Raw genomic sequence first — 19,349 nt, 5'->3', positions numbered from 1 at the left:
TATGCCAGGCACCGAGATTGGCGAAGTAGCCGCGGATCGCGAAGAAGAAGATGGATCCGAGGATCGGCCCCTCTATGCGTCCCACCCCGCCGATCACCGCCGCGAATAGCGGGTAGATCGTCCAATCGACCAAGCTGAACGATGCGTTCGGTGAGATATGAAGCTTCTGCAGCGTGTTAAGCGCACCGACGATGCCGAGGATCGGGGCGACGCCAATCATGCAAGCGATGCGGGCGCGCGTGATATTGACGCCGACGCTTGCCGCACCCGCCTCATTGTCACGCATGGCCGTCAGGCCGAGCCCTATCGGGCGCCGCAGGAACAGCCAGGTTCCGATGAACGTTATCACCGCTAGCGCCAACGTGATCCAGTATATCGTTTCAATGCGCTCGGCGGGTCGAGCGCCGAAGGCCTTGGCCAGAGAGACCGGGATGCTTACGCCCGTGCCGCCGTTGAAGGCCGGCAGTTTTCCGGAAATCAGCATCACCGTTTCGGCCACGACCCATGTGCCGACTGCCAGATAGGCCGCTCTCAAACGCAGGACGAAAACCGTGAAGGGAACAGCGAGCAGCACGGCAATGACGGCTGCAAGCAGAAGTGACAGCCATGGGCTAAAGCCCAACAGTGTGGCGCAAGCGTAGAAGCCGTAGGAACCCGCTCCGACGAGGGCATGCTGGCCCAGGGTGACAATATCCGCATAGCCCGCAAGCACGTTCCATGTCATCGCCAGGGTGAGCGTTATGAGGAATGTAGTTCCGAACGCAAGCAGACCGCTTTCGGCGCCAAAGGGTAGCGCAATGAAAGCCAAACCGAAGAGAACGAGAACGGCGCGGCCGATCCAAGTGACATAATCCGAAGAATGCATCATGCGGACCTTCCCGAAAACAGACCTTGCGGACGAAGGAGAAAGACGAGGAGAAAGACAATGTGTCCAGCCAGCGCCTGCCATGCGGTATCGAATTGCGCTCCGACACTCTGGGCGATGCCAAGCACGATTCCCCCGGCAAGGGTACCCCACAGACTGCCTAGTCCGCCGAGGACCACGGTTTCGAAGGCAATCAGCATACGGCCCTGACCGCTGCTCGAATCGAAGTTGGTCCAAATGGACAAAAAAGCCGCCGTGATTCCGATGGAGATGCCGATAATTGCCATCGAAACGGCGTATAACCGTGTCGTGGGCAGGCCCATCAAGGTTGCCGTCGCCGGGTTTTCCGCGACGGCCCGGATGCGTGTGCCAAGCCGCGTGCGAAACAGGACGTAGTTGAGCACCATGATGAGCAAAACTACGGACCCGAAGATCAGCAGCGGCAATATACCGACGGTGATCTGATCAGCCAAAGCAACGGAGGCGATATCGAGATTGCCCGCCGGCACTTTACGGCTATCCGCCCCGAAAGCGCCGAGCAATCCGTTCTGGATGCAGATGGACAGGCCGAAGGTCACAAGCACCAGCGGCATCAGCCCCCCCTTGAGCACCCGCTCCAGCAGCAGCCTCTGGAGAAGCCATGCGCAGACGGCACAGACGACGATGAGGATCGGAGCAGCCACCAACGGATCAAGGCCGAGCCCCACCACCAGCGCCCACTGCGCGAAGCAAGCGAGCACGATGAGATCGCCATGGGCGATGTTCACGAACCGCATCACACCAACTGACAGCGAGAGCCCGACGGCATAAAGCGCGTAAAGCCCGCCGATCAGAACACCCTGAAGAATTTGGTTTAGCCATATTGAGGTCATGCGTGATATTCTCCGCTGGCCTTTTCTGAACCGAAATAATGGATCATCACCGTTTCCCGATCTGTCTCGTGCGGATTGCCGGCCAGCGTGACGCGGCCTTCGAGCATGCAATAGAAACGATCGGCCACGGAGAGCGATCGCGTGATGTCCTGTTCGACCAAAACAATGCTGAGCCCCCCGGCCCGCAGCTCTTCGAGCAGCCGGTAAAGGTCGTTGATGACGGCAGGTGCAAGCCCGAGGCTTATTTCGTCGCATAGCAACAGTCTCGGGTTCATCAGCAGCGCCCGCCCGAGAGCGATCATCTGCTGCTGACCGCCGGAAAGTTCACCGGCCTTCTGCCGTCGGCGTTCCTTGAGGATCGGAAACCAGCCGAACACGCGGTCGAGGTCGATGCCGCCCCTACGATTCACCTGCCGCCCGATATCGAGGTTCTCCTCGACCGTCAGGGTGGAAAACAGCCGGCGCCCTTCCGGCACGAGCGCAATGCCGCCGGCTATGATGTCGGACGTGCCTTTCCCATTCAGCATCTCGCCGTCCCATCGAACGACGCCCGTTGAGATGGTCGCCGCCCCCATTACAGCATTGAGCAGCGATGATTTCCCCGCGCCGTTGGCACCGATGATCGACACGATCTCGCCGGGCGCCACCGTCAGACTGAGATCGTGTACCGCCTGGAACTGGCCGTAGCGGACGCAGAGACCCTCAATGGCGAGAAGTGGCTCGACACCATCCGCTCGAGCTGTTTCATACTCCAAGATAGACCTCCTGTACGCGCGGATCGGCAAGCACGTCCTCCGGTTCGCCGGTAGTCAGGATTCTGCCGCCGTTGAGAACAGCGAGCCGCGTGGCGGCCCGCCGCAGCGCGTGCAGAACATGTTCGATCCAGACGATCGTGGTTCCGCGTGCGTGGATCGCACAAATGATTGCCAGCAACGCCTCGCATTCGAGGTCGGTCAGCCCGCCTGCGATCTCATCGAGAAGCAGCAGTTCGGGCTTCTGGACCAGCGCCTTTGAAAGCTCCAGCCGCTTCAGATCCAACAAAGTCAACCGTCCGGCAGGCAAGGCGGCTTTCGAAAGCAGGCCCGTCTGATCGAGCACGTCCATTGCCGCGTACTTCGCCTCTCTTACTGAAAGGCCGCCGCCATGGATTGCCGGAACGAGTACGTTCTCGAAGACGCTCATATCTGTGAAAGGCTTCGGGACTTGGAATGTGCGGGCGATGCCCAGCCTACACCGGTCCCACACCGCCATGCGTGAAACGTCCCTTCCCTTGTAGACAACCTTTCCGATACCGGGCCTGAGATTGCCGGCGATGAGATTGAACAGTGTGGTCTTACCGGCGCCGTTCGGCCCGAGCACGCCCAGAAGTTCTCCCTCGCCGACATGGAGGTCGAGATTGTCTATGATGATGAGGCCGCTGAACCCACGGCTGAGCGACAGGAGATCGAGCACGTTGCTTACCTCGCGACAGGACGATGCAGGAAAGGGAATCCGGCAGGCTAGCGCGCCGCATCACTTTGCAATGCGACGCGGCCGCCTCCAGCCACCCGAAAGCGGCAATAGAGCTTAGCGGTCAGCCACCAATCAGGATCGGGCTGGCCGTCACCGCGATTGACGGCGCGAAGCTATTGTCGACGATCTGCCGTTCATATGGGAATTTCTGCCCCTTGAACCATTGCACGAAGGTGAGATCCGTCTTCGACGTGTTCGGAAGCGGGCCGGTCTTAAAGTCGATTGTACCGGCGACGGATTCGTAGTGGGACGAGGCAATGGCGTCGCGGATCGATTCAGGCTTGTCTATGTCCTCTGTACGCTTCAACGCATCGAGTACGAGTTCGAGTTGCGCATGTACATGGCCAAGCGTCTGCTCCCACTGGCGGCCGGTCGCCGCTGCATAGGCATCAGCCAGTTCATGTGCAGTCTGGCCTGTCAGACCGGACTTGAAAGGATGGAATTGCGTCCACAGGATGGGATTGGCGATTCCAGCCGCCCTGTCACCGAGAGAATACTGCACGTCGGCGAATTCGCACGACTTGCTCGCCACCACCGCCTTCGGCAGAAAACCCTGCTGCTGGCACTGGGACCAGAACAGGGCGAATTCCGGCCCTGGCGCAAGCGAACTGACCGCCTGGGCACCACCCGTCTTCAGTGCCGCGATCTGTGCGGCATAGTTGCTGACCGGCAGATCGAAACGGCCGGGATCGACCACCTTGTAGCCTTTTTCGAAAAACAGCTTCGTCCAGATTTCGCCAAGGATGTGGCCGTCCGCATCGTTCGGCCACAGCGCGCCGGCCACCTTGTCGATTGGAAGCTTGTCCCAAAAAGCGACAATGGACTTGCCATAATCGTCACCGGAAAAGGAAAAACAGTAGGTCCACTCAAACCCGACCTTGGGGTCACCACTGCGCCCAAAGAACCAAGGCTCCAACGGACAAACGGAACCAATGCACGGGACGCCATTCAGCTCGCTCTGGTCAGAAACCGGATTAACGGTCTCCGGCGAGGAGAAAGCGGCAATCACGTCCACCTTGTCCTGAAGGATCAGCTCTTGCGCCACTTCGGCGGCGCGGTTGGGATTGCTCTGCTGGTCTTTGACGACGATCTCGATCGGATGTTGCCGGCCGTTGATCGCAATCGATCCACCCGTCGCCTTCTGCACCTGCTCCAAGATGAAGGGGATGGGCTGGTGGAATGTAGCCATCTGACCGGAAGCCGGCGTCGTCAGGCCGATTTTGATTGTTCTCGGCACAGCAAGAGCCGGAGTGGGCAAGAACGGCAGAGCACCAGCTGCCGCCACGGCTCCCATGAAACCGCGACGCGTCATTTCATTCCTCATGTTCTCCTCCCATGAGTTTGATGTGATGAAATGGCTAACACGCCGAGCAACGAGCGAACCAATATATAATTTGATAGAAACCATATGTGAGAAGCTATGTAATTGGAGGGCTTATCTGACCGCATCGATTGGTCGTCGAGATCGAACCGGGCCGGAAATGTAAACCCGACAGTTCGATCTTCGATGCTTTCGCGAGCCCCAAGTAGAGCAAGAGCGCACCCAGGTGGCGATCGCTTTCGGCGCTTTCCGGCTGGAAATTCGGGGCGGGCTCGTCGCAAATTTACTGGTTTAGCCAAATGTTGACCATCAGAAGAGAAATTTCCGCTCCGAATTGTGCAAGGACAGCTCCGGCTAGGACTTCGCCGCCAGCGAAATCAACGAGGCGACGGTGCGCCAACTGCATCGATGCGAATTCATGGACGGAGCATATACGGCATCCCATGCTGGTTCTTTGTCCCGGATCAGCGCCCTTGAGACAGATTTGGTTTAATTGAGAAGAGAGGATTTTCGGCTCATCGTAGCTCTATCGAAGGAAGCGAAGATGAGACAAAAATCCGGGCCGCAGACATCGGCGGCTGAGAAGACGATCAAGGACATCCGCCGCGCGACGCGCAAGCACCATTCTGCGGAAGACAAAATTCGCATTGTGCTGGAAGGGTTGCGTGGCGAAGACAGCATAGCTGCGATCTGCCGCCGTGAGGGGATCGCCGAGAGCCTGTATTATAGCTGGTCGAAGGAATTCCTCGAAGCGGGCAAGAAGCGGCTTGCCGGTGACACCGCCCGCTCGGCGACCAGTGACGAGGTGAAGGCGCTGCGCCGTGAAAGCCGCGACCTGAAAGAGGCGCTGGCTGACCTCACCCTGGAAAACCGCCTGCTCAAAAAAAGCATGATCGCGGATGGGGGCGACGACGAATGAGATACCCCGCCTCAGAGAAGCTTGAGATCATCCGGATCGTGGAAGATTCGCATTTGTCGGCCAGGCAGACCCTCGACAAGCTCGGTATTCCTCGGCCAACCTTCTATCGCTGGTATGATCGGTTCCTGACCCACGGTGTCGAGGGGCTGGAAGACCGAACATCTGCGCCGTCACGGGTTTGGAACCGCATACCCGACGATGTCCGGGATCGCATTATCGAAATGGCGCTGGATCATGCCGACCTGTCGCCGCGCGAACTGGCGGTGAAGTTCACCGATACGGAAAGCTATTTCGTGTCAGAGGCTTCGGTCTATCGCCTGCTCAAGGCCCACGACCTGATCACCTCGCCAGCCTATATCGTCATCAAGGCCAATGACGAGTTCAAGGACAAAACCACGCGGCCGAACGAGATGTGGCAAACCGACTTCACCTACCTGAAGGTCATCGGCTGGGGATGGTTCTACCTGTCAACCATCCTCGACGACTATTCCCGCTTCATCATCGCCTGGAAGCTGTGCACCAGCATGAAAGTGGACGACGTCACCGCCACGCTCGACCTGGCACTGGCCGCCTCAGGCTGCGACAAGGTCAAGGTCGAACATCGGCCGCGCCTGCTGTCCGACAATGGCCCGTGTTACGTCGCTTCCGATCTCGGCGAATGGCTGGAGAAATACAAGATCGACCAGGTCCACGGCGCTCCTGGCCATCCGCAAACACAGGGTAAGATCGAACGCTGGCACCAGACGCTGAAGAACCGCATCTTGCTCGAAAACTACTTCTTCCAGGAGGACCTCGAAGCTCAGATCGCGGCCTTCGTCGAGCACTACAACCATCGCCGGTACCACGAGAGCCTCGACAATCTCACGCCCGCCGATGTCTACTTCGGACGCGGCCAGACCATCCTGCTCGAACGCGAAAGGATCAAACGAGACACGATCAAACAGCGCCGCTTGAACCACCAGGCCAAAGCGGCTTAAATCAAAACGCAAACCGAGCCGGAAACTCCATTCTTCCAAAGCCCAAAAAGTCTCAAATCATTCGACGACGGACAGATGACTTGAGCCACGATCAGAGCGTGGCGACGGCTGGTGTTGAAGTCGTTGGCAAGCCAGGCCGGCGTTGCGTTGCCCTCCCGGATCATCTGGTCCCACCGTCCAGATGATACGCACGCCTGCAGTTCCGAATCGATCTCCAGCCGCCGTAGAAAAGTTATCCGCTCGGTCAGCCCGACGAGGTTCGACGCAGCCGGCGCTTCTGGCGCCGAGCGCAGCCAATGAAAGCGCGTCTGGCCGATCGACGGGTCAACCTCTAACAGCCTATCCAGTGATTGAAGCCTATCGAGCGGGATGTTTTCAATCAGAGTTTTTTCTGCCCGGCGGCGAGCAATGGCACGGCCGGCAAGGCCGATGCGTTCGATCGTATCGATCGCCGGCAGAAGAGCTCCGCGTTCGCGAAGCGCGGCGACAGCCGAACTGGCTATCGCAGCACCGTCGTCGGACATGGTCGCCGCTTGAACTGCCGCCAATAGCGCGACGCGGCGATCTTGCAGAGTCGCGCTTCTCGTATTCAGATAGACCATTAGCCGCGCCATATGATCCCGACGGGTTTCTTCACGACGTGCATAGAGGGCAAATTCGCCTGGAGCGGCGCCGATCTGATCAGCAACATACTTCAGCATGGCGCGAGGCGGAGTTTCTTCTGCTCCAAGCACTCGACCCGGGTATCGCATCAGACATAGCTGGATGGCAAAGCCGAGACGATTGTGATTACGTCTCCGCAGTTCAATCTCCAGGCGATCCGCCGATGACAACAAATAGTGGCGGATTAGGTTATCCTCGTCGACTGGTATGTCGACAAGCTTCCGGCGATCTTGATCTTTAAGAAGCTTGCGCTTTGCCATCGTCCGACTCCATTGATGAGCAATCTGCTCGAAGCGTTGTCGAGTCGGCCGGACAGAGAAATCAAAATTGGCGCATGTCGGTGGCAATCCACAGAGATCGGATGTTGCACATCGGATCTACGGCTTCGTTCCGGTTTCGTTCGACCTTAGCGTACGATTTCGGACTGCTCTTGTTCTGACCCCAAAGCGGCCGGCCTCTGAGCCTCTCCATCCCGATCAGCATCACGGTTGAAGCTCCGCCTCATTGCCTTCCGGCGTCACAATCGTAAGAGAAGCCTCGTCCACCACCGTGATCTTCATGTAGTCGCCGACGACATACATTTCTTCCGTGCCGGGTGCTTTCGCAGTAAACCGAACACCGCGGGCCGGCGTTACACCTTTGCAAAACATGGAATAGCGCCGAACGATTCCGGCGTCCGAGAAATCACCGATACGCGACGACGGCAGGTTCCCCCACACGTCCCGCCAATCGCGAGGCAGCCTGCCGCAATCACCTCGCTCGCCATGGATGATCCGGCTTTGGCCAACAACCAGGCGAACCTCCGGAAGGTAAGTGATCAGAGGGGCATCATCGACCTCCGTTCGCCACGGCCTCCATTCCGTGTCCCACGCAATACCGACGGCGACACCCATAGAGAACAATCCCGCACCGGCAAGGGCCAGCAGGATCGCTGTTCCTTGAACTGCCTTCATCTTCGGTTCCGAAACGATCGGGATCGTTTCATCGGGATCGTGCTTCATAGCACCATCGGCAGCCCGCGCTTGCTCGTAAAGACGATCCCATTGCGCCATCAGGGCGGAGCCGTCCTCAATTGCCAGAAGCCTCAACAGGACGCGGGCGCTCCTCGGCCTGGGGAGATGGCGCCCAGCGCGCCAGTTGTTAAGGTTTCGGAGAGCGGCATCGAAGTGCTTCTGGCCGCGTCCGCCGGTCAACTCGCAGTATCGCGCCGCCAGTGACATATTGTCAGAAAAGCCACGATGATGGCAAAGCTCGTCCAATAGCTTGTGCCACGTGTCGATATGTTCGAGATTATTCACCATGGACGTCCTTTCAGCAGCGTCAATCCGGGAGGACTAAAGGGGGCGCCACCTCGATCTTAAAATATGCGTCAAAGACCTTCAGTTCTTCGACACCTGGGCGTGCGGCAACAAACTTGATGGCGCGCACCGCCATCTCCTTGCCGCAACCATTCATCATCTGCGTGGCAAGACCTCCATCGACAAAGCTGCCGGTTTTGCTGGCGGGCAGGCCGGCTTCCAGGTCACTCCATTCGGACGGGGCGCCATCGCAACCTTCCACGACACCATGAATGAGCTTTTCAGCGCCTGGTGAAAGAAACGCTCTGGCATTATAGGCGATGGTCGGAAGCTCGGTTTTATCTACAGATGCCGGTCCTGTGGCCTCACGCCCATTCATGCCTACAGCAGCCAGAAGGCCCACTGGCAGGGTGATCACCACGGCAATGGGAAGCACCCGTCTGCATGCGTGTATTCGATAAGATTGGTCGCGATTTGCGACAGGTCTGATACCCCCCGGGCCGTGGCCCGGAACATAATCGTGTCGCTCGACTAAGGCACGATAAGTGGCGTCCCATTGCGTTCTGAGGATCGGATCGGAATCCACTTCAAGAAGCCGCGAAAGGACAAGTGCATTGCGTCGAAGGGGTACGCGCCTGCCAAGCCGCCAATCACGAAGGTTTTTTTCTATCGCACGGAAATCACTTTCACCGGAGCGGCCCACTCGATGACAAAAGTCATTGGCCAGATCCGCATTCACGGAATAACCACGCAGTTGGCACAGTCGATCAAACAATTCATGCCACTTGCCGAAGCTCGGCCAGTCTTCGATGCTCAAATCGTCCCTCCAGTATTGCAACGTATTGTAACGACGAGATGCGGAAAATGAACCAGTTACACGCTGTGATTTTCCAAAACTTCCTGAGATTGCCGAGTTTTCCGGTGGCCAATCGCGTCAAATCTGCTTGTCTCCCAACGTCAGGCGGAAGTTGTCTGACCGACCAATTCATGGGTTAACACGGACATAGGAGTGAACGCATATGCGCATCCCGACTGCAACAATTATCACGGCACTGATCATCGGAAGCGTCTCGGTGTCGACCGCCCAGGCTGCCTGCGAAGGCACAAATGGCAGGGGATGGGGTACTGGAAGAGGGGCCGGACAATTCGAGATGTCCACTCGCGACAAAATCTGCAAGATCAGTTTTCCCGGCTTCATTGACGACGTCAGAAAAACACGCACCCCCGCTACTGACGTTACAATTACCAGACAGCCAAAAAGCGGCAAGGTTTCCGTGGTGGCTGGTCGGGGATTGATTTACACGCCCAATGCCGGCTTCAAGGGTAAAGACCGGTTTTGCACGAAGAACACTACACCGAAGGTGAAGGGCAAATCCCTCTCGGGATGTATTACCGTCTCCGTCCGATAGCCGCGACTGGTGCCGTTCCGCCTGCCAAATGCAACGACAAGCCTCGTGATGCGCTCGGCTTAACATGAGGCTTGTCGCATATCTGTTCGCGGTGAACTCACCGAGTTCCTAGCTTCCTTCAAATCCTCAGACCGTCTGGCCTCGACCTGGTGCCGAACTGAAGCGCCTCACTTCGAGGAACAGCCGGAATGATCCGCCGCTACTGACATCATCGCGATCGTCCGACGAAAGCGGCGGACCTATAAGGCGCCCTGCCCCCTTCCGAAAACGCCGAGCATGTCGAAGGCAACCGGCCTCCGCCGGTCGAGCGCCAGTGCTTCCTGAAGCTCCATGATGTGTTCGCGCATCAGCTTGACGGCATTTTCCACGTCACCATTCGCACAGTGACGGATGAGGTCGTCGTGATGATCGTGCCATCCGGCCAAACCGCTCTGATTGTCGAACAGGTTGACGATGAGGCTGGTGCGGGCGACCAGGAGGCGAACCTGTTCGGCGAGGATCCGATTTCCCGAAAGCTCAGCCATGAGAACATGAAACCCGCCTGACAGGTGGATCGCTTCCCGTATGTGGCCCTGTTCCCGCAACTTGTTTTCCTGGTCGATATTCTCCTGCAGGCGGGCAATTGCCGCGGGGTCGGCAGCACGAGCCACCGCCTCGGTTGTCCCCGCCTCGATGGCGACACGCGCGGCGAATACCTCCCTCGCCTCGTCTGCATCGGGCGCAGCAACAAACGCGCCGCGCTTGGGGAAGAATACCACCAGCTTTTCCCATGTGAGACGCTGCAGAGCGGTTGCGACGGCGCGCCGGCCGACACCGAACGCCTCGACGAGTGCCATTTCCGTCAGCTTGGTGCCAGGCAGTAGCCGCTGGTCCACGATCGCCGAGAAAAGATGATCATAGGCGTCATCCGCATCCTCGACCTTCGGCCGGTTGCGATCATTCATCACTCCGACGAGGCGTTTTTCCTGCTTCATTGTTATTCGCTCTGTTTATTCGGTGCGCACGATATTGTGCGCAATTTATAGCGCAGCATTGTTTTTATTCAAGTTCACAAAGTGGCACGCGGCTTGCTCATCTATTTCCAGCAAAACCAAACCAAAAAGGGGAAGACGATGACGATACTGAACATGACACGCCGATCCTTCATGTCGACGGCAATTGCCGCACCTTTCGTTCTGAAGGCAGGCATCTCGCGCGCCGCGACCTCGGTAAAATTCTCGCTTGCCGCGCCATTCGACGGCTCCAACGCCGCCTTCTTCCTTGCCCAGCAGAACGGCTGGTACAGGGATGCGGGGCTGGAGTGCCAGTTCGACGCGGGCGGCGGGTCCGGTGAGGCTGTTTCTCGCGTCGGCTCCGGCGTCTACGATGCCGGCATCGCCGACATCAATTCCATGGCGGAATTCAACGCCAAGAATGACGGTGCGGCGATCCGCAACGTCTACATGGTCTACTTCCGCAGCCCGCTTTGCGTCGGCACGCTTGCGAAGTCCGGCATCTCCAAGCCCGCGGATCTCGCCGGAAAGACGATCGGCGCCGCCGCACCCGATGGGGCCTACCGCCTGTTCTCCACCTACGCCCGGGCAGCGGAAATCGATCCGGCGGCGGTCAAATGGAACATGGTGGGCCTTCAGTTGCGCGAGGCCGTACTCGCCGGAGGCGATGCCGACGCCATCCTCGGCTTCGATTCCACCATGTATTTCGGGCTGATGAAGGCCGGCATCAAGCCTGACGAGATCAGGTTCCTGTACTACGCGGATGTCGGCCTCGATCTCTACGGTAATGGAATCATCCTTTCGGAAAAATTCAGGACCCGGAATCCCGAGGCAGCCAAGGCGGTTGTCGACGTCAGCGCCCGTGCCTGGCAAGCTGCTGCGGCAGATCCCAAGGCCGCGATTGCCGCTCTGAAGGTCCATGCGCCCCTGATCAACGCGGACCTTGAGGAGCAGAAGCTGCTCTGGCTCATCAAAAACCAGATGACCACGGAGGAATCCAGGGCCAATGGCCTTGGAGCAATTGACGAGGGCAAGCTGGCCAGGAGCATGGAGGCCGTCGCAGCGGGCTTCGGGCTGCCTTCCGTGCCGAAGCCGGAAGACGTCTTCGATCCTTCCTTCCTTCCGTCCGTTGAGGCAAGGAAGCTGCCGGCATGACATTCGATCTTGTCATCCGCGGTGGCACCGTAGCAACGGCTTCCGACGTCTTCACAGCGGATATCGGTATTCGGGCCGAGCATATTGTTGCCATTGCGGACCGGATCGTCGATGGTGAGCGCGTCATCGATGCCACCGGGAAGCTCGTCCTTCCCGGTGGCATCGACGCCCATTGCCATCTCGATCAGCCGCAGGCGCCCGGTCTTGCCTCCAAGGGCGCGCGAATGGCGGACGGTTTCCACTCAGGCAGCATCAGCGCGGCATTCGGCGGAACGACGACCATCGTACCTTTCTGTGTTCAGCACCGGGGGCAGTCCCTGACGGCAGCCGTTGCGGATTATCATCGCCGTGCGGAAGGCCAGACCGTGGGGGACTATGCCTTTCACCTCATCGTCAGTGACCCAACGGCCGCCGTGCTTGGGCAGGAGCTGCCGGCCCTGATCCGGCGCGGACATACCAGCCTCAAGGTCTATATGACCTATGAGGCGATGCAGCTCAGCGATCGCCAGATCCTCGACGTGTTCGAAACGGCCCGGCAGGAAAAGGCCATCGTGCTGATCCATGCCGAAAACCACGAGATCATCGGCTGGCTGGCTGACCGCCTCGAGCGGGCGGGCCGTACAAATCCGGTCGCCCACGCGCATTCCCGCCCGCTTCCAGTCGAGCGCGAAGCCACGCACAGGGCCGTTACGCTCGCGGAAATCGCGGGCGTGCCGCTCGTCGTCGTCCATGTCAGCGGCGGAGATCCTCTCGATGAAATCAGGCGGGCGCGGGCGCGAGGACATGTCGTCATCGCGGAAACCTGCCCGCAATATCTCCTGCTGACGGAGCAGGACCTCGACATGCCCGACATGCTCGGCGCGAAGGCGATGTGCAGCCCCCCTCCCCGCGACACGCGGGCACAGGCAGCGCTCTGGCAGGGGATCGAGGATGGCACCATCGATATCTTCAATTCCGATCACGCTCCTTACTGCTTTGATAGCGAAGGCAAGCTTAAGGCTGGCCCGGCCCCCTCCTTCCGCGCCATCGCCAATGGCATACCCGGCCTGGAGACGCGCCTCCCCATCCTGTTCAGCGAGGGTGTGGCCAAGGGGCGCATCGACCTGCCACGCTTCGTCGCCCTGACCGCCACGAATAACGCGAAGCTCTACGGACTTCACCCGCGCAAGGGCACAATCGCGATCGGGGCGGATGCCGACCTCGCCCTCTGGGATCCGGAAAAACGCGTCACCATCACCAACAGCATTCTCCATCACAATGTCGACTACACGCCCTTTGAAGGGCTTGAGGTACAAGGCTGGCCGGAGACGATGATAAGCCGGGGCGAAATTATCATCGACAGGGGAGAACTGAAGGGCAGGCCCGGCAGGGGGCGCTTCCTGACGCAGGAAACATCCTCTGCCTGGAAAACAAGGGAGATCAAGTCATGGACCTGAAGATCAAGGGCAAACGGGCGCTGGTGCTTGGAGGGAATCGCGGCATGGGGCTGGCGATTGCCAGGGCGCTCGTCGACGAAGGCGTGGACGTTGCCATTGCGGCCCGCGACGAAAAGATACTGGCTGCGGCGGCAGCGGAGCTGGGCATTGCGCGCAGCTTCCAGGTCGATCTGGCCGACACCGCCTCCTTCGTCGCATTCGCCGAAACCGTCGGCGACATCGACATTCTCGTGAACAATACAGGCGGTCCGCCTTACGGCAGCGCCCTTGCGCGCAACCTCGCCGATTGGGAGGAAAGCTTCAGGGCCATGTCGCTTTCCGTCATCCGCCTTACCGACCTTTTCCTGCCTTCCATGCGCCGCAACGGCTGGGGCCGGATCGTCACGGTCGTCAGTACCGGGGCGGTCCAGCCGATCCCGGTCCTCGGCATATCGAATACGCTGCGCGCCGGGCTGGTCGCATGGTCCAAATCCATCGCATCCGAAGTGGCGGCGGACGGGGTAACGGTCAACGTGCTGATGCCGGGACGGGTCGCGACGGAACGAGTGCGAATGACCGACGAGGCGACGGCGGCCAGAGAGAAGATCGATGTGGAAACCGTCAGGCAGCGTTCCTTTTCCCAGATTCCGATGGGCCGATATGCCGAGCCGGAAGAAGTTGCCGCGGTCGCTGCCTTCCTGTGCGGCCAGCCCGCATCCTATGTCACCGGAAGCGTCTATCGGGTTGATGGGGGATACGTCCGTCATGTGTGATCCCGACGGCGAAGGCACGGGACTGGCGGTAAGGCTGGCTGCGCGCGCCGGATTTTCAGGAACCACCGTCGGGCACGCGCCGGGCTATGTTCAGGCCAATGTCTACATCCTGCCGGAAACCCATGCGGCGGATTTCGCGTCCTTTTGCGAACGTAACCCCGAAGCCTGCCCCCTTTTGGCGCAAAGTGAGCCAGGGCGCTATCTCATGCCCGGGCTTGGGCGAGGAATAGACATACGGCGTGATCTGCCTGCCTACCATGTCCATGAGAACGGAAAATGGCGCGCGCTACCGGATATCGTCGAATTATGGCGGCCGGGTCTCGTCGTCTTCGCCATCGGGTGCTGGCTGGGCGCTGAAGGCGCTCTCGCAGGGGAAGGCATTCGCATGCGTCACCGCGAGCTTGGCCTCCAGGGAGGCCTCTACAAAACGAAACTTCGCTCGAACCCATCCGGCCCCTTCCAGGGCCCGCTTGTCGTTTCAATGCGGCCTTTCAGAAGCAGCGACCTGACGAGGGTCATCGCGATCACAGGGGGAATGCCGCTAAGCCACGGCGCGCCGCTGCATGTCGGCGATGAAGAAGAACTGGGCATCGAAGATCTCGCCCGGCCGGATTGGGGCGACCCGGTTCTGCCCGAGCCGAATGAAATCGCTGCGTTCTGGCCCTGCGGCCTCACGGCTCTCGCCGCGCTACAGAATTCGGGATTGCCGTTTTTTATCAGCCATGCACCGGGCGCCATGCTCGTCACCGATCTGAAGGAGGTATTCCGCCCATGCCCGCCATCCGTCGCGCCGTCAAGCTCACACACGAGGGCGCATTGCTCGTTCTGAATGCCGCGGTCGAGGCAGCCGGCACGATGGGAATCCCCCAATGCATCGCCGTCGTCGACGAAGGCTGCAATCTCATGGCTTTCATCCGGATGGACGGTTCCCGCGTCCTCTCCATCGAAAGCGCCACCCGCAAGGCCATGACGGCCGCCACCACCGGCCTGCCCACGGGAAACATCTCCCCCGACAAGGCCATCGCCCTTGCGGAGGCGACCAACGGACGCATGACCAATCTTCTCGGAGGGCTGCCGCTGCTTGTGAACGGCCAGATCGTGGGCGGAATCGGGGTTGGCTCGGGAACGGGAGAGCAGGATCTCGAGATCGCCAGGGCGGCGGTCGCCGCATTCGAAACCCACATCGGTGAAAGGGATATCCCATGACGGCAGCAGTGAACGCATCCTCATCGCCACCTGTGCGGATCGCCCAGCTCGAAGACGTGCAGGTCCGTTTCGGCAGGGGAAAGGATACATTCCTGGCACTCGACCGGACAGATCTCACTGTCTATCCGGGCGATTTCGTCGCTATGGTCGGACCCTCAGGCTGCGGAAAGTCCACGATCCTGAAGCTGGTCGCCGGCCTGCTGCGCCCGACCGAAGGCAATATTTTCGTTGCCGGACGGGAAGTGGGAGCGGAGCAAATCGGTATCGGCATGGCCTTTCAAAATCCGACGATGCTGCCCTGGCTGACCATTCGCGAAAACGTCATGCTGCCGCTGAAGATCGTCAAGCCTTACGCCGACACGTTTCAGCGGGACAAGCACACCCTGTTTCGCGACCGGGCGGAAGCCTTGCTTTCCAGGGTCGGGCTCTCCGGCTTCGGGGACAGGCGGCCGTGGGAGCTGTCTGGCGGCATGCTGCAACGGGCCAATCTGTGCCGCGCCCTCGTTCATTCACCGAAGCTCCTGATGCTGGACGAGCCCTTCGGCGCGCTCGACCAGTTCACCCGGGAAGAGCTCTGGTCCATTCTTCAGGAGCTCTGGATGGATACGCAGCCCACCGTGTTCCTTGTGACCCATGACCTGCGTGAGGCGGCTTTCCTGGCAAGCCGCATTCTGGTGATGAGCGCCCGGCCCGGCCGCGTCACCGAAGACAGGGCTGTCGGCTTCGCCCGGCCGCGGACTCTCGAAACGACCTTCGAGCCTGAATTCGCTGAACTGACGAACGACCTTCGACGCATGATCGTCGAAGCCCGGCAGATTTAGGAGCGCGACGATGACCTTGTCCCAACGCACGATCGACCATTTCAAATCCATCGCGTTCATCCTGCTTCTCTTCCTTGTCTGGGAGGTGGCCTGTATCGCCTTTGCCGTCAGCCCGATTGTCCTGCCCCGCCCGAGCGCCATCGTTTCGACTCTGATCCTGCAGATGCCGGCACTTTGGCCGCACATTCTGCAGACGCTGGTCACCACGATGATCGGCTTTATCGCCGGCATGATCATCGGCGTGGCGCTCGGCGCAATCGTCGGCATATCCCGGACCGCCTACAACGTCGCCTATCCCCTGCTTGTGGGTTTCTCATCGATCCCGAAGGTGGCGGTCGTGCCGATCTTCGTCCTGTGGTTCGGCTCCGGCACGGTTCCCGCCATCCTGACCGCTTTGACCACATGCATCTTCCCGATCGTCGTCAACGTGGCAACCGGGCTGGCAACCACCGAACCCGAGATGGAGGACGTGCTGAAGGCGCTGGGCGCCAACCGGTCGCAGGTCTTCTGGAATGTCAGCCTGCCGCGGACGATGCCGTATTTCTTTGCGTCGTTGAAAGTTGCCGTAACCCTTGCTTTCGTCGGCACGGTTCTCTCGGAAACGGTTGCCGCCAATCGCGGTATCGGAACCGTCATGATGATGGCGACTGCAAGCTTCGACGTGCCGCTCGCCTTTGCCGGACTGTTCGCGCTCGCTCTTCTGGGCATCCTTCTCTACGCAATATTCGCAGTCGTCGAGCAACGCATTTGCGGCTGGGCAAATCGAAAACAGGAATTCGCCCTGGGCTGATGCTCAGGCGGATATCGTCTCCGTCAACGTGGCGGCCATCGCCTCCGCGAAGGGAGATGTGCGTCTTCAACTCGAACCGGATGAGGTTAAAATGGCATTGAATCCCGCAGACGGCTATCCGCATACATTGGAATATTACGCCGAGTTCGCCGGCAATCAGGAACGGCAGTCGTTTCAGTTCGTCAAGGATATCGACACGGCGATGCGCGCCAACTATGCCGCCAACATCGTGAACATCGGCCAGAACATCTATCCGATGCTCTATGTCGAATCGACGTTCGACGGCGGACGCTACACGCTTCTGACGGACGCCAGGACCCGCTACGTTCATCAGAATGTGGGTCAGATCTATGACGTGACGAAGGCGATCTCGCACATCCCGCTCGGAATATTCTCGATTATATCGGGCTATGGCGAATATCCCTCATTTGGTCAGTGGCTCCAACCACTGAAGGCTTATCGCGACCAGATCATAAAGGTCAGAGATACGAAGAACGACATCTCGGGCATGACGCTTGAGGACAAGATCACGACCGACGCGATGCTCATCGAAAGCCTCAATTTTATCGACAATATCATTTCCCAAAGTTCATTCTCATATTCGGAGTTTGCCGCCTATGCTCGCAGCATCGGTGACATGATCTACTATTGCCAGAACCGCGCGGCCAGGAATCAGGTCGAAGTCATGACGAATGTCCTGAACGGCTGGAAAGCCATGATTGGCGAGGAGGCCTGGGACAAGATGTACGTCATCATCGGCGCCGTTTGGACCCTCACCCAGGAAAACGCACACGAACTGATCATCAAGGCACTCATGAAACCCGAACTGCGCGAGACGCATGTCGTTGTCAGCGAAGCTGTCCCGGATCTTGAATCGGCGCAGACCTTAATGGGACGGATCGTCGGTGACCGCATCATGGCCGAACTCGTATTCGACGCCAAGGCCAACCCGGCCTTCGCCCAGGATATCTACTCGCTTTCGACGCGGCGGGACCTTTTGTCTCAAGCCGTCGAAGCAGTCGTGGGAGACTTTGCCCGAACGCCTCTCCCGCCAAGCGCCGGGGTCGCCTGTCCGCATCTTCGAGCCTAGTGGGTAACGTGGAGGGCCGGATATGTTTTCCGGCCCCTCTTGTCCCTTACGCGTTTGCTACGGCCAAACCTTTGCGGGCCAGTTTATTGAACGACGCGTTCGTTGCGATTGGATACAGTTATCCAGATGGCCGGTTTACAGCATTGCCCAGGCCCGAAACCTTCCCCGGCCCGTCATTTCCCGCAGCGGCAATTGCGCCGCCAGGTGCCGCGCTCCTTGCGGGGTGACCCCGACTTCCCGGGCGATCAGGTTGGCGGATACGACAGGTTTTGCAACAACCAGATCGACCAGCCGCGACAGTTTAGAATTCGTGCTCTTCGCCGATGCTTGTCGCTCCAGCTGCCGCCGGGCAAGGAGTATCCGGTCATGGTCTTTCATCCCCAGTTCGGCCGCAGCGGTGAACGCTTCGAGCGTTGCCAAAATCCGCGTCATCTGACTTCCCGCATGACGCCGTTCTCGCCGCACGCTGCGCAGCCCGACATTGAGCGCTGGCAGGTGAGCCGGCGTCGTGCCGTCGCGGCGGAGAAGCGATGCGACCAGTTGACGGCCGAGTTCAGCGCGATGCTGAAGCACCTCGATCCGGTTCCATGCATCGAGCAGCAGAGCGGCGCACAACACCGGTGGAAGTCCCTCGGTCTCGATAGACAGCGAACGCCATTGATCGAGCCGCTCGTCTTCGTCCCAGTCGGCCTCATAGACAAGCGGGTCGCGTTGGGCGGTCGGCCGGGGCATCGTCGATCCGTCAAGAACAGCGGCGCTGCGCGCCAGCACCGCATCGATCTCGGCAAAGGTATCGTCGTTGGCTCGCTCCCCCGGAGCAAGATCGTCGTCGTCTGCCGTTTCCGGCAAACCCGGCGCTGGCAGACCGGGCCTGTCGCCTACACCTCCCCTGCCCCGCAGACGCGCAACGCCCGCAGCGCTCAGCGCCCATTCGCGGGGATGGGCAAAAATCTGCCGTCGGGCGCGCAGGATGGTATGGGCGATGGTCAGTTCGTGGGTGGGCGTGCGGATATCGAGGCGGGCGTCATGCAGGACGAGATCCTCGAGATGCACGAGTTCGCCGTCGATCCACAGCGAGGCGATGGCGTCGGCAAAATTCTGACGCTCGAAAAAGCCGTCGCGGATCGGTGAGCGGGCGATGCGCTCGTCGAGGCGCGCCAAAGCCTCGCCGGCCTGGGCAGCCGGTAAAATCAGGTAAGCGGGGCAAATTTGGTGGCCAAGACCCTGTTTCTGATTCCAAGTCAGAAATATTAAACACTGTGCATATCGTA

19 protein-coding genes and 1 pseudogene are annotated in these 19,349 nt (G+C 59.6%); 10 read left to right on the top strand and 10 right to left on the bottom strand.

Going from position 1 to position 19,349, the window contains the following annotated elements:
• The 5 genes from JNC70_RS20295 to JNC70_RS20275 form a co-directional block, all read right to left on the bottom strand.
• On the bottom strand, nt 1–868 hold an 868-nt coding region (locus tag JNC70_RS20295), incomplete at its 3' end, for a branched-chain amino acid ABC transporter permease (RefSeq protein WP_374788886.1).
• Nucleotides 865–1,737, bottom strand: coding sequence for a branched-chain amino acid ABC transporter permease (locus JNC70_RS20290; RefSeq protein WP_374788885.1), 873 nt, complete (start codon nt 1,735–1,737; stop codon nt 865–867). The genes JNC70_RS20290 and JNC70_RS20295, both read right to left, overlap by 4 nt.
• On the bottom strand, nt 1,734–2,492 hold the full coding sequence (locus JNC70_RS20285) for an ABC transporter ATP-binding protein (RefSeq protein WP_374788884.1): 759 nt from the start codon (nt 2,490–2,492) through the stop codon (nt 1,734–1,736). Before JNC70_RS20285 ends, JNC70_RS20290 begins: the two co-directional genes overlap by 4 nt.
• The gene (locus JNC70_RS20280; protein WP_374788883.1) at nt 2,482–3,189 is read right to left on the bottom strand and encodes an ABC transporter ATP-binding protein; all 708 of its coding nucleotides are present in this window, start codon (nt 3,187–3,189) and stop codon (nt 2,482–2,484) included. The genes JNC70_RS20285 and JNC70_RS20280 overlap by 11 nt, the downstream gene beginning before the upstream one ends.
• A gap of 121 nt (nt 3,190–3,310) precedes the next feature.
• A complete protein-coding gene (locus tag JNC70_RS20275; protein ID WP_374788882.1) occupies nt 3,311–4,573 on the bottom strand; it encodes an ABC transporter substrate-binding protein in 1,263 nt (420 codons plus the stop codon).
• A 541-nt stretch (nt 4,574–5,114) separates the two neighbouring features.
• Here JNC70_RS20275 and JNC70_RS20270 point away from each other — a divergent pair.
• A protein-coding gene (locus JNC70_RS20270; RefSeq protein WP_374788881.1) for an IS3 family transposase occupies nt 5,115–6,466 on the top strand; the annotation gives its coding sequence in 2 pieces (ribosomal slippage) (nt 5,115–5,451 and nt 5,451–6,466; 1,353 coding nt in all).
• Nucleotides 6,467–6,540: 74 nt separating this feature from the next.
• Here the strand turns inward: JNC70_RS20270 and JNC70_RS20265 are convergent.
• The 3 genes and pseudogenes from JNC70_RS20265 to JNC70_RS20255 all read right to left on the bottom strand — a co-directional run.
• Nucleotides 6,541–7,389 (bottom strand): annotated as a pseudogene (locus JNC70_RS20265) (DUF4158 domain-containing protein); the annotation flags it as partial.
• A 222-nt stretch (nt 7,390–7,611) separates the two neighbouring features.
• The gene (locus JNC70_RS20260) at nt 7,612–8,430 is read right to left on the bottom strand and encodes a hypothetical protein (RefSeq protein ID WP_374788880.1); all 819 of its coding nucleotides are present in this window, start codon (nt 8,428–8,430) and stop codon (nt 7,612–7,614) included.
• A gap of 19 nt (nt 8,431–8,449) precedes the next feature.
• Nucleotides 8,450–9,244 carry a hypothetical protein gene (locus JNC70_RS20255; protein WP_374788879.1) on the bottom strand — a complete coding sequence of 265 codons (795 nt, stop codon included), beginning with the start codon at nt 9,242–9,244 and terminating at the stop codon, nt 8,450–8,452.
• A 202-nt stretch (nt 9,245–9,446) separates the two neighbouring features.
• Between JNC70_RS20255 and JNC70_RS20250 the strand changes: the two genes are divergently transcribed.
• Nucleotides 9,447–9,836: an Ig-like domain-containing protein gene (locus JNC70_RS20250; RefSeq protein WP_374788878.1), complete on the top strand. Its 390-nt coding sequence runs from the start codon at nt 9,447–9,449 to the stop codon at nt 9,834–9,836.
• Between the two features lie 239 nt (nt 9,837–10,075).
• Here JNC70_RS20250 and JNC70_RS20245 read toward each other — a convergent pair whose 3' ends face one another.
• A complete protein-coding gene (locus JNC70_RS20245) occupies nt 10,076–10,810 on the bottom strand; it encodes a GntR family transcriptional regulator (RefSeq protein WP_374788877.1) in 735 nt (244 codons plus the stop codon).
• Nucleotides 10,811–10,948: 138 nt separating this feature from the next.
• Here JNC70_RS20245 and JNC70_RS20240 point away from each other — a divergent pair, with 138 nt between their 5' ends.
• The 8 genes from JNC70_RS20240 to JNC70_RS20205 all read left to right on the top strand — a co-directional run bounded on the left by JNC70_RS20240 (nt 10,949) and on the right by JNC70_RS20205 (nt 18,078).
• Nucleotides 10,949–11,983, top strand: coding sequence for an ABC transporter substrate-binding protein (locus JNC70_RS20240; protein WP_374788876.1), 1,035 nt, complete (start codon nt 10,949–10,951; stop codon nt 11,981–11,983).
• A complete protein-coding gene (hydA, locus tag JNC70_RS20235; RefSeq protein ID WP_374788875.1) occupies nt 11,980–13,419 on the top strand; it encodes a dihydropyrimidinase in 1,440 nt (479 codons plus the stop codon). The genes JNC70_RS20240 and hydA overlap by 4 nt, the downstream gene beginning before the upstream one ends.
• Nucleotides 13,410–14,171, top strand: a complete 762-nt coding sequence (locus JNC70_RS20230) for an SDR family oxidoreductase (RefSeq protein ID WP_374788874.1) — start codon at nt 13,410–13,412, stop codon at nt 14,169–14,171. The genes hydA and JNC70_RS20230 overlap by 10 nt, the downstream gene beginning before the upstream one ends.
• A complete protein-coding gene (locus JNC70_RS20225) occupies nt 14,164–15,000 on the top strand; it encodes a D-glutamate cyclase family protein (protein ID WP_374788873.1) in 837 nt (278 codons plus the stop codon). Before JNC70_RS20230 ends, JNC70_RS20225 begins: the two co-directional genes overlap by 8 nt.
• Nucleotides 14,943–15,377, top strand: a complete 435-nt coding sequence (locus JNC70_RS20220) for a GlcG/HbpS family heme-binding protein (protein ID WP_374788872.1) — start codon at nt 14,943–14,945, stop codon at nt 15,375–15,377. The genes JNC70_RS20225 and JNC70_RS20220 overlap by 58 nt, the downstream gene beginning before the upstream one ends.
• A complete protein-coding gene (locus JNC70_RS20215) occupies nt 15,374–16,198 on the top strand; it encodes an ABC transporter ATP-binding protein (protein ID WP_374788871.1) in 825 nt (274 codons plus the stop codon). The genes JNC70_RS20220 and JNC70_RS20215 overlap by 4 nt, the downstream gene beginning before the upstream one ends.
• Nucleotides 16,199–16,208: 10 nt before the next feature.
• The gene (locus JNC70_RS20210) at nt 16,209–16,988 is read left to right on the top strand and encodes an ABC transporter permease (RefSeq protein ID WP_374788870.1); all 780 of its coding nucleotides are present in this window, start codon (nt 16,209–16,211) and stop codon (nt 16,986–16,988) included.
• 91 nt (nt 16,989–17,079) lie between these two features.
• Nucleotides 17,080–18,078, top strand: coding sequence for a hypothetical protein (locus JNC70_RS20205; RefSeq protein WP_374788869.1), 999 nt, complete (start codon nt 17,080–17,082; stop codon nt 18,076–18,078).
• Between the two features lie 135 nt (nt 18,079–18,213).
• Here the strand turns inward: JNC70_RS20205 and JNC70_RS20200 are convergent, their stop codons facing one another.
• The gene (locus JNC70_RS20200) at nt 18,214–19,287 is read right to left on the bottom strand and encodes an RHE_PE00001 family protein (RefSeq protein WP_374788908.1); all 1,074 of its coding nucleotides are present in this window, start codon (nt 19,285–19,287) and stop codon (nt 18,214–18,216) included.
• Between the last annotated feature and the right edge of the window lie 62 nt (nt 19,288–19,349).

Origin of the sequence: Brucella oryzae (genome assembly GCF_041929965.1) — a bacterium.
Lineage (GTDB): Bacteria > Pseudomonadota > Alphaproteobacteria > Rhizobiales > Rhizobiaceae > Brucella > Brucella oryzae.
Note: the sequence above shows the minus strand (reverse complement) of the source record. Positions and strands in the feature narration are given on the sequence as shown.

Coding starts and splice junctions, on each gene's coding strand:
- JNC70_RS20210 (WP_374788870.1), top strand. CDS start 16,209: ATGACCTTGTCCCAACGCACGATCGACCATTTCAAATCCATCGCGTTC.
- JNC70_RS20225 (WP_374788873.1), top strand. CDS start 14,164: ATGTGTGATCCCGACGGCGAAGGCACGGGACTGGCGGTAAGGCTGGCT.
- JNC70_RS20260 (WP_374788880.1), bottom strand. CDS start 8,430: ATGGTGAATAATCTCGAACATATCGACACGTGGCACAAGCTATTGGAC.
- JNC70_RS20250 (WP_374788878.1), top strand. CDS start 9,447: ATGCGCATCCCGACTGCAACAATTATCACGGCACTGATCATCGGAAGC.
- JNC70_RS20245 (WP_374788877.1), bottom strand. CDS start 10,810: ATGAAGCAGGAAAAACGCCTCGTCGGAGTGATGAATGATCGCAACCGG.
- JNC70_RS20230 (WP_374788874.1), top strand. CDS start 13,410: ATGGACCTGAAGATCAAGGGCAAACGGGCGCTGGTGCTTGGAGGGAAT.
- JNC70_RS20240 (WP_374788876.1), top strand. CDS start 10,949: ATGACGATACTGAACATGACACGCCGATCCTTCATGTCGACGGCAATT.
- hydA (WP_374788875.1), top strand. CDS start 11,980: ATGACATTCGATCTTGTCATCCGCGGTGGCACCGTAGCAACGGCTTCC.
- JNC70_RS20215 (WP_374788871.1), top strand. CDS start 15,374: ATGACGGCAGCAGTGAACGCATCCTCATCGCCACCTGTGCGGATCGCC.
- JNC70_RS20205 (WP_374788869.1), top strand. CDS start 17,080: ATGGCATTGAATCCCGCAGACGGCTATCCGCATACATTGGAATATTAC.
- JNC70_RS20275 (WP_374788882.1), bottom strand. CDS start 4,573: ATGAGGAATGAAATGACGCGTCGCGGTTTCATGGGAGCCGTGGCGGCA.
- JNC70_RS20220 (WP_374788872.1), top strand. CDS start 14,943: ATGCCCGCCATCCGTCGCGCCGTCAAGCTCACACACGAGGGCGCATTG.
- JNC70_RS20290 (WP_374788885.1), bottom strand. CDS start 1,737: ATGACCTCAATATGGCTAAACCAAATTCTTCAGGGTGTTCTGATCGGC.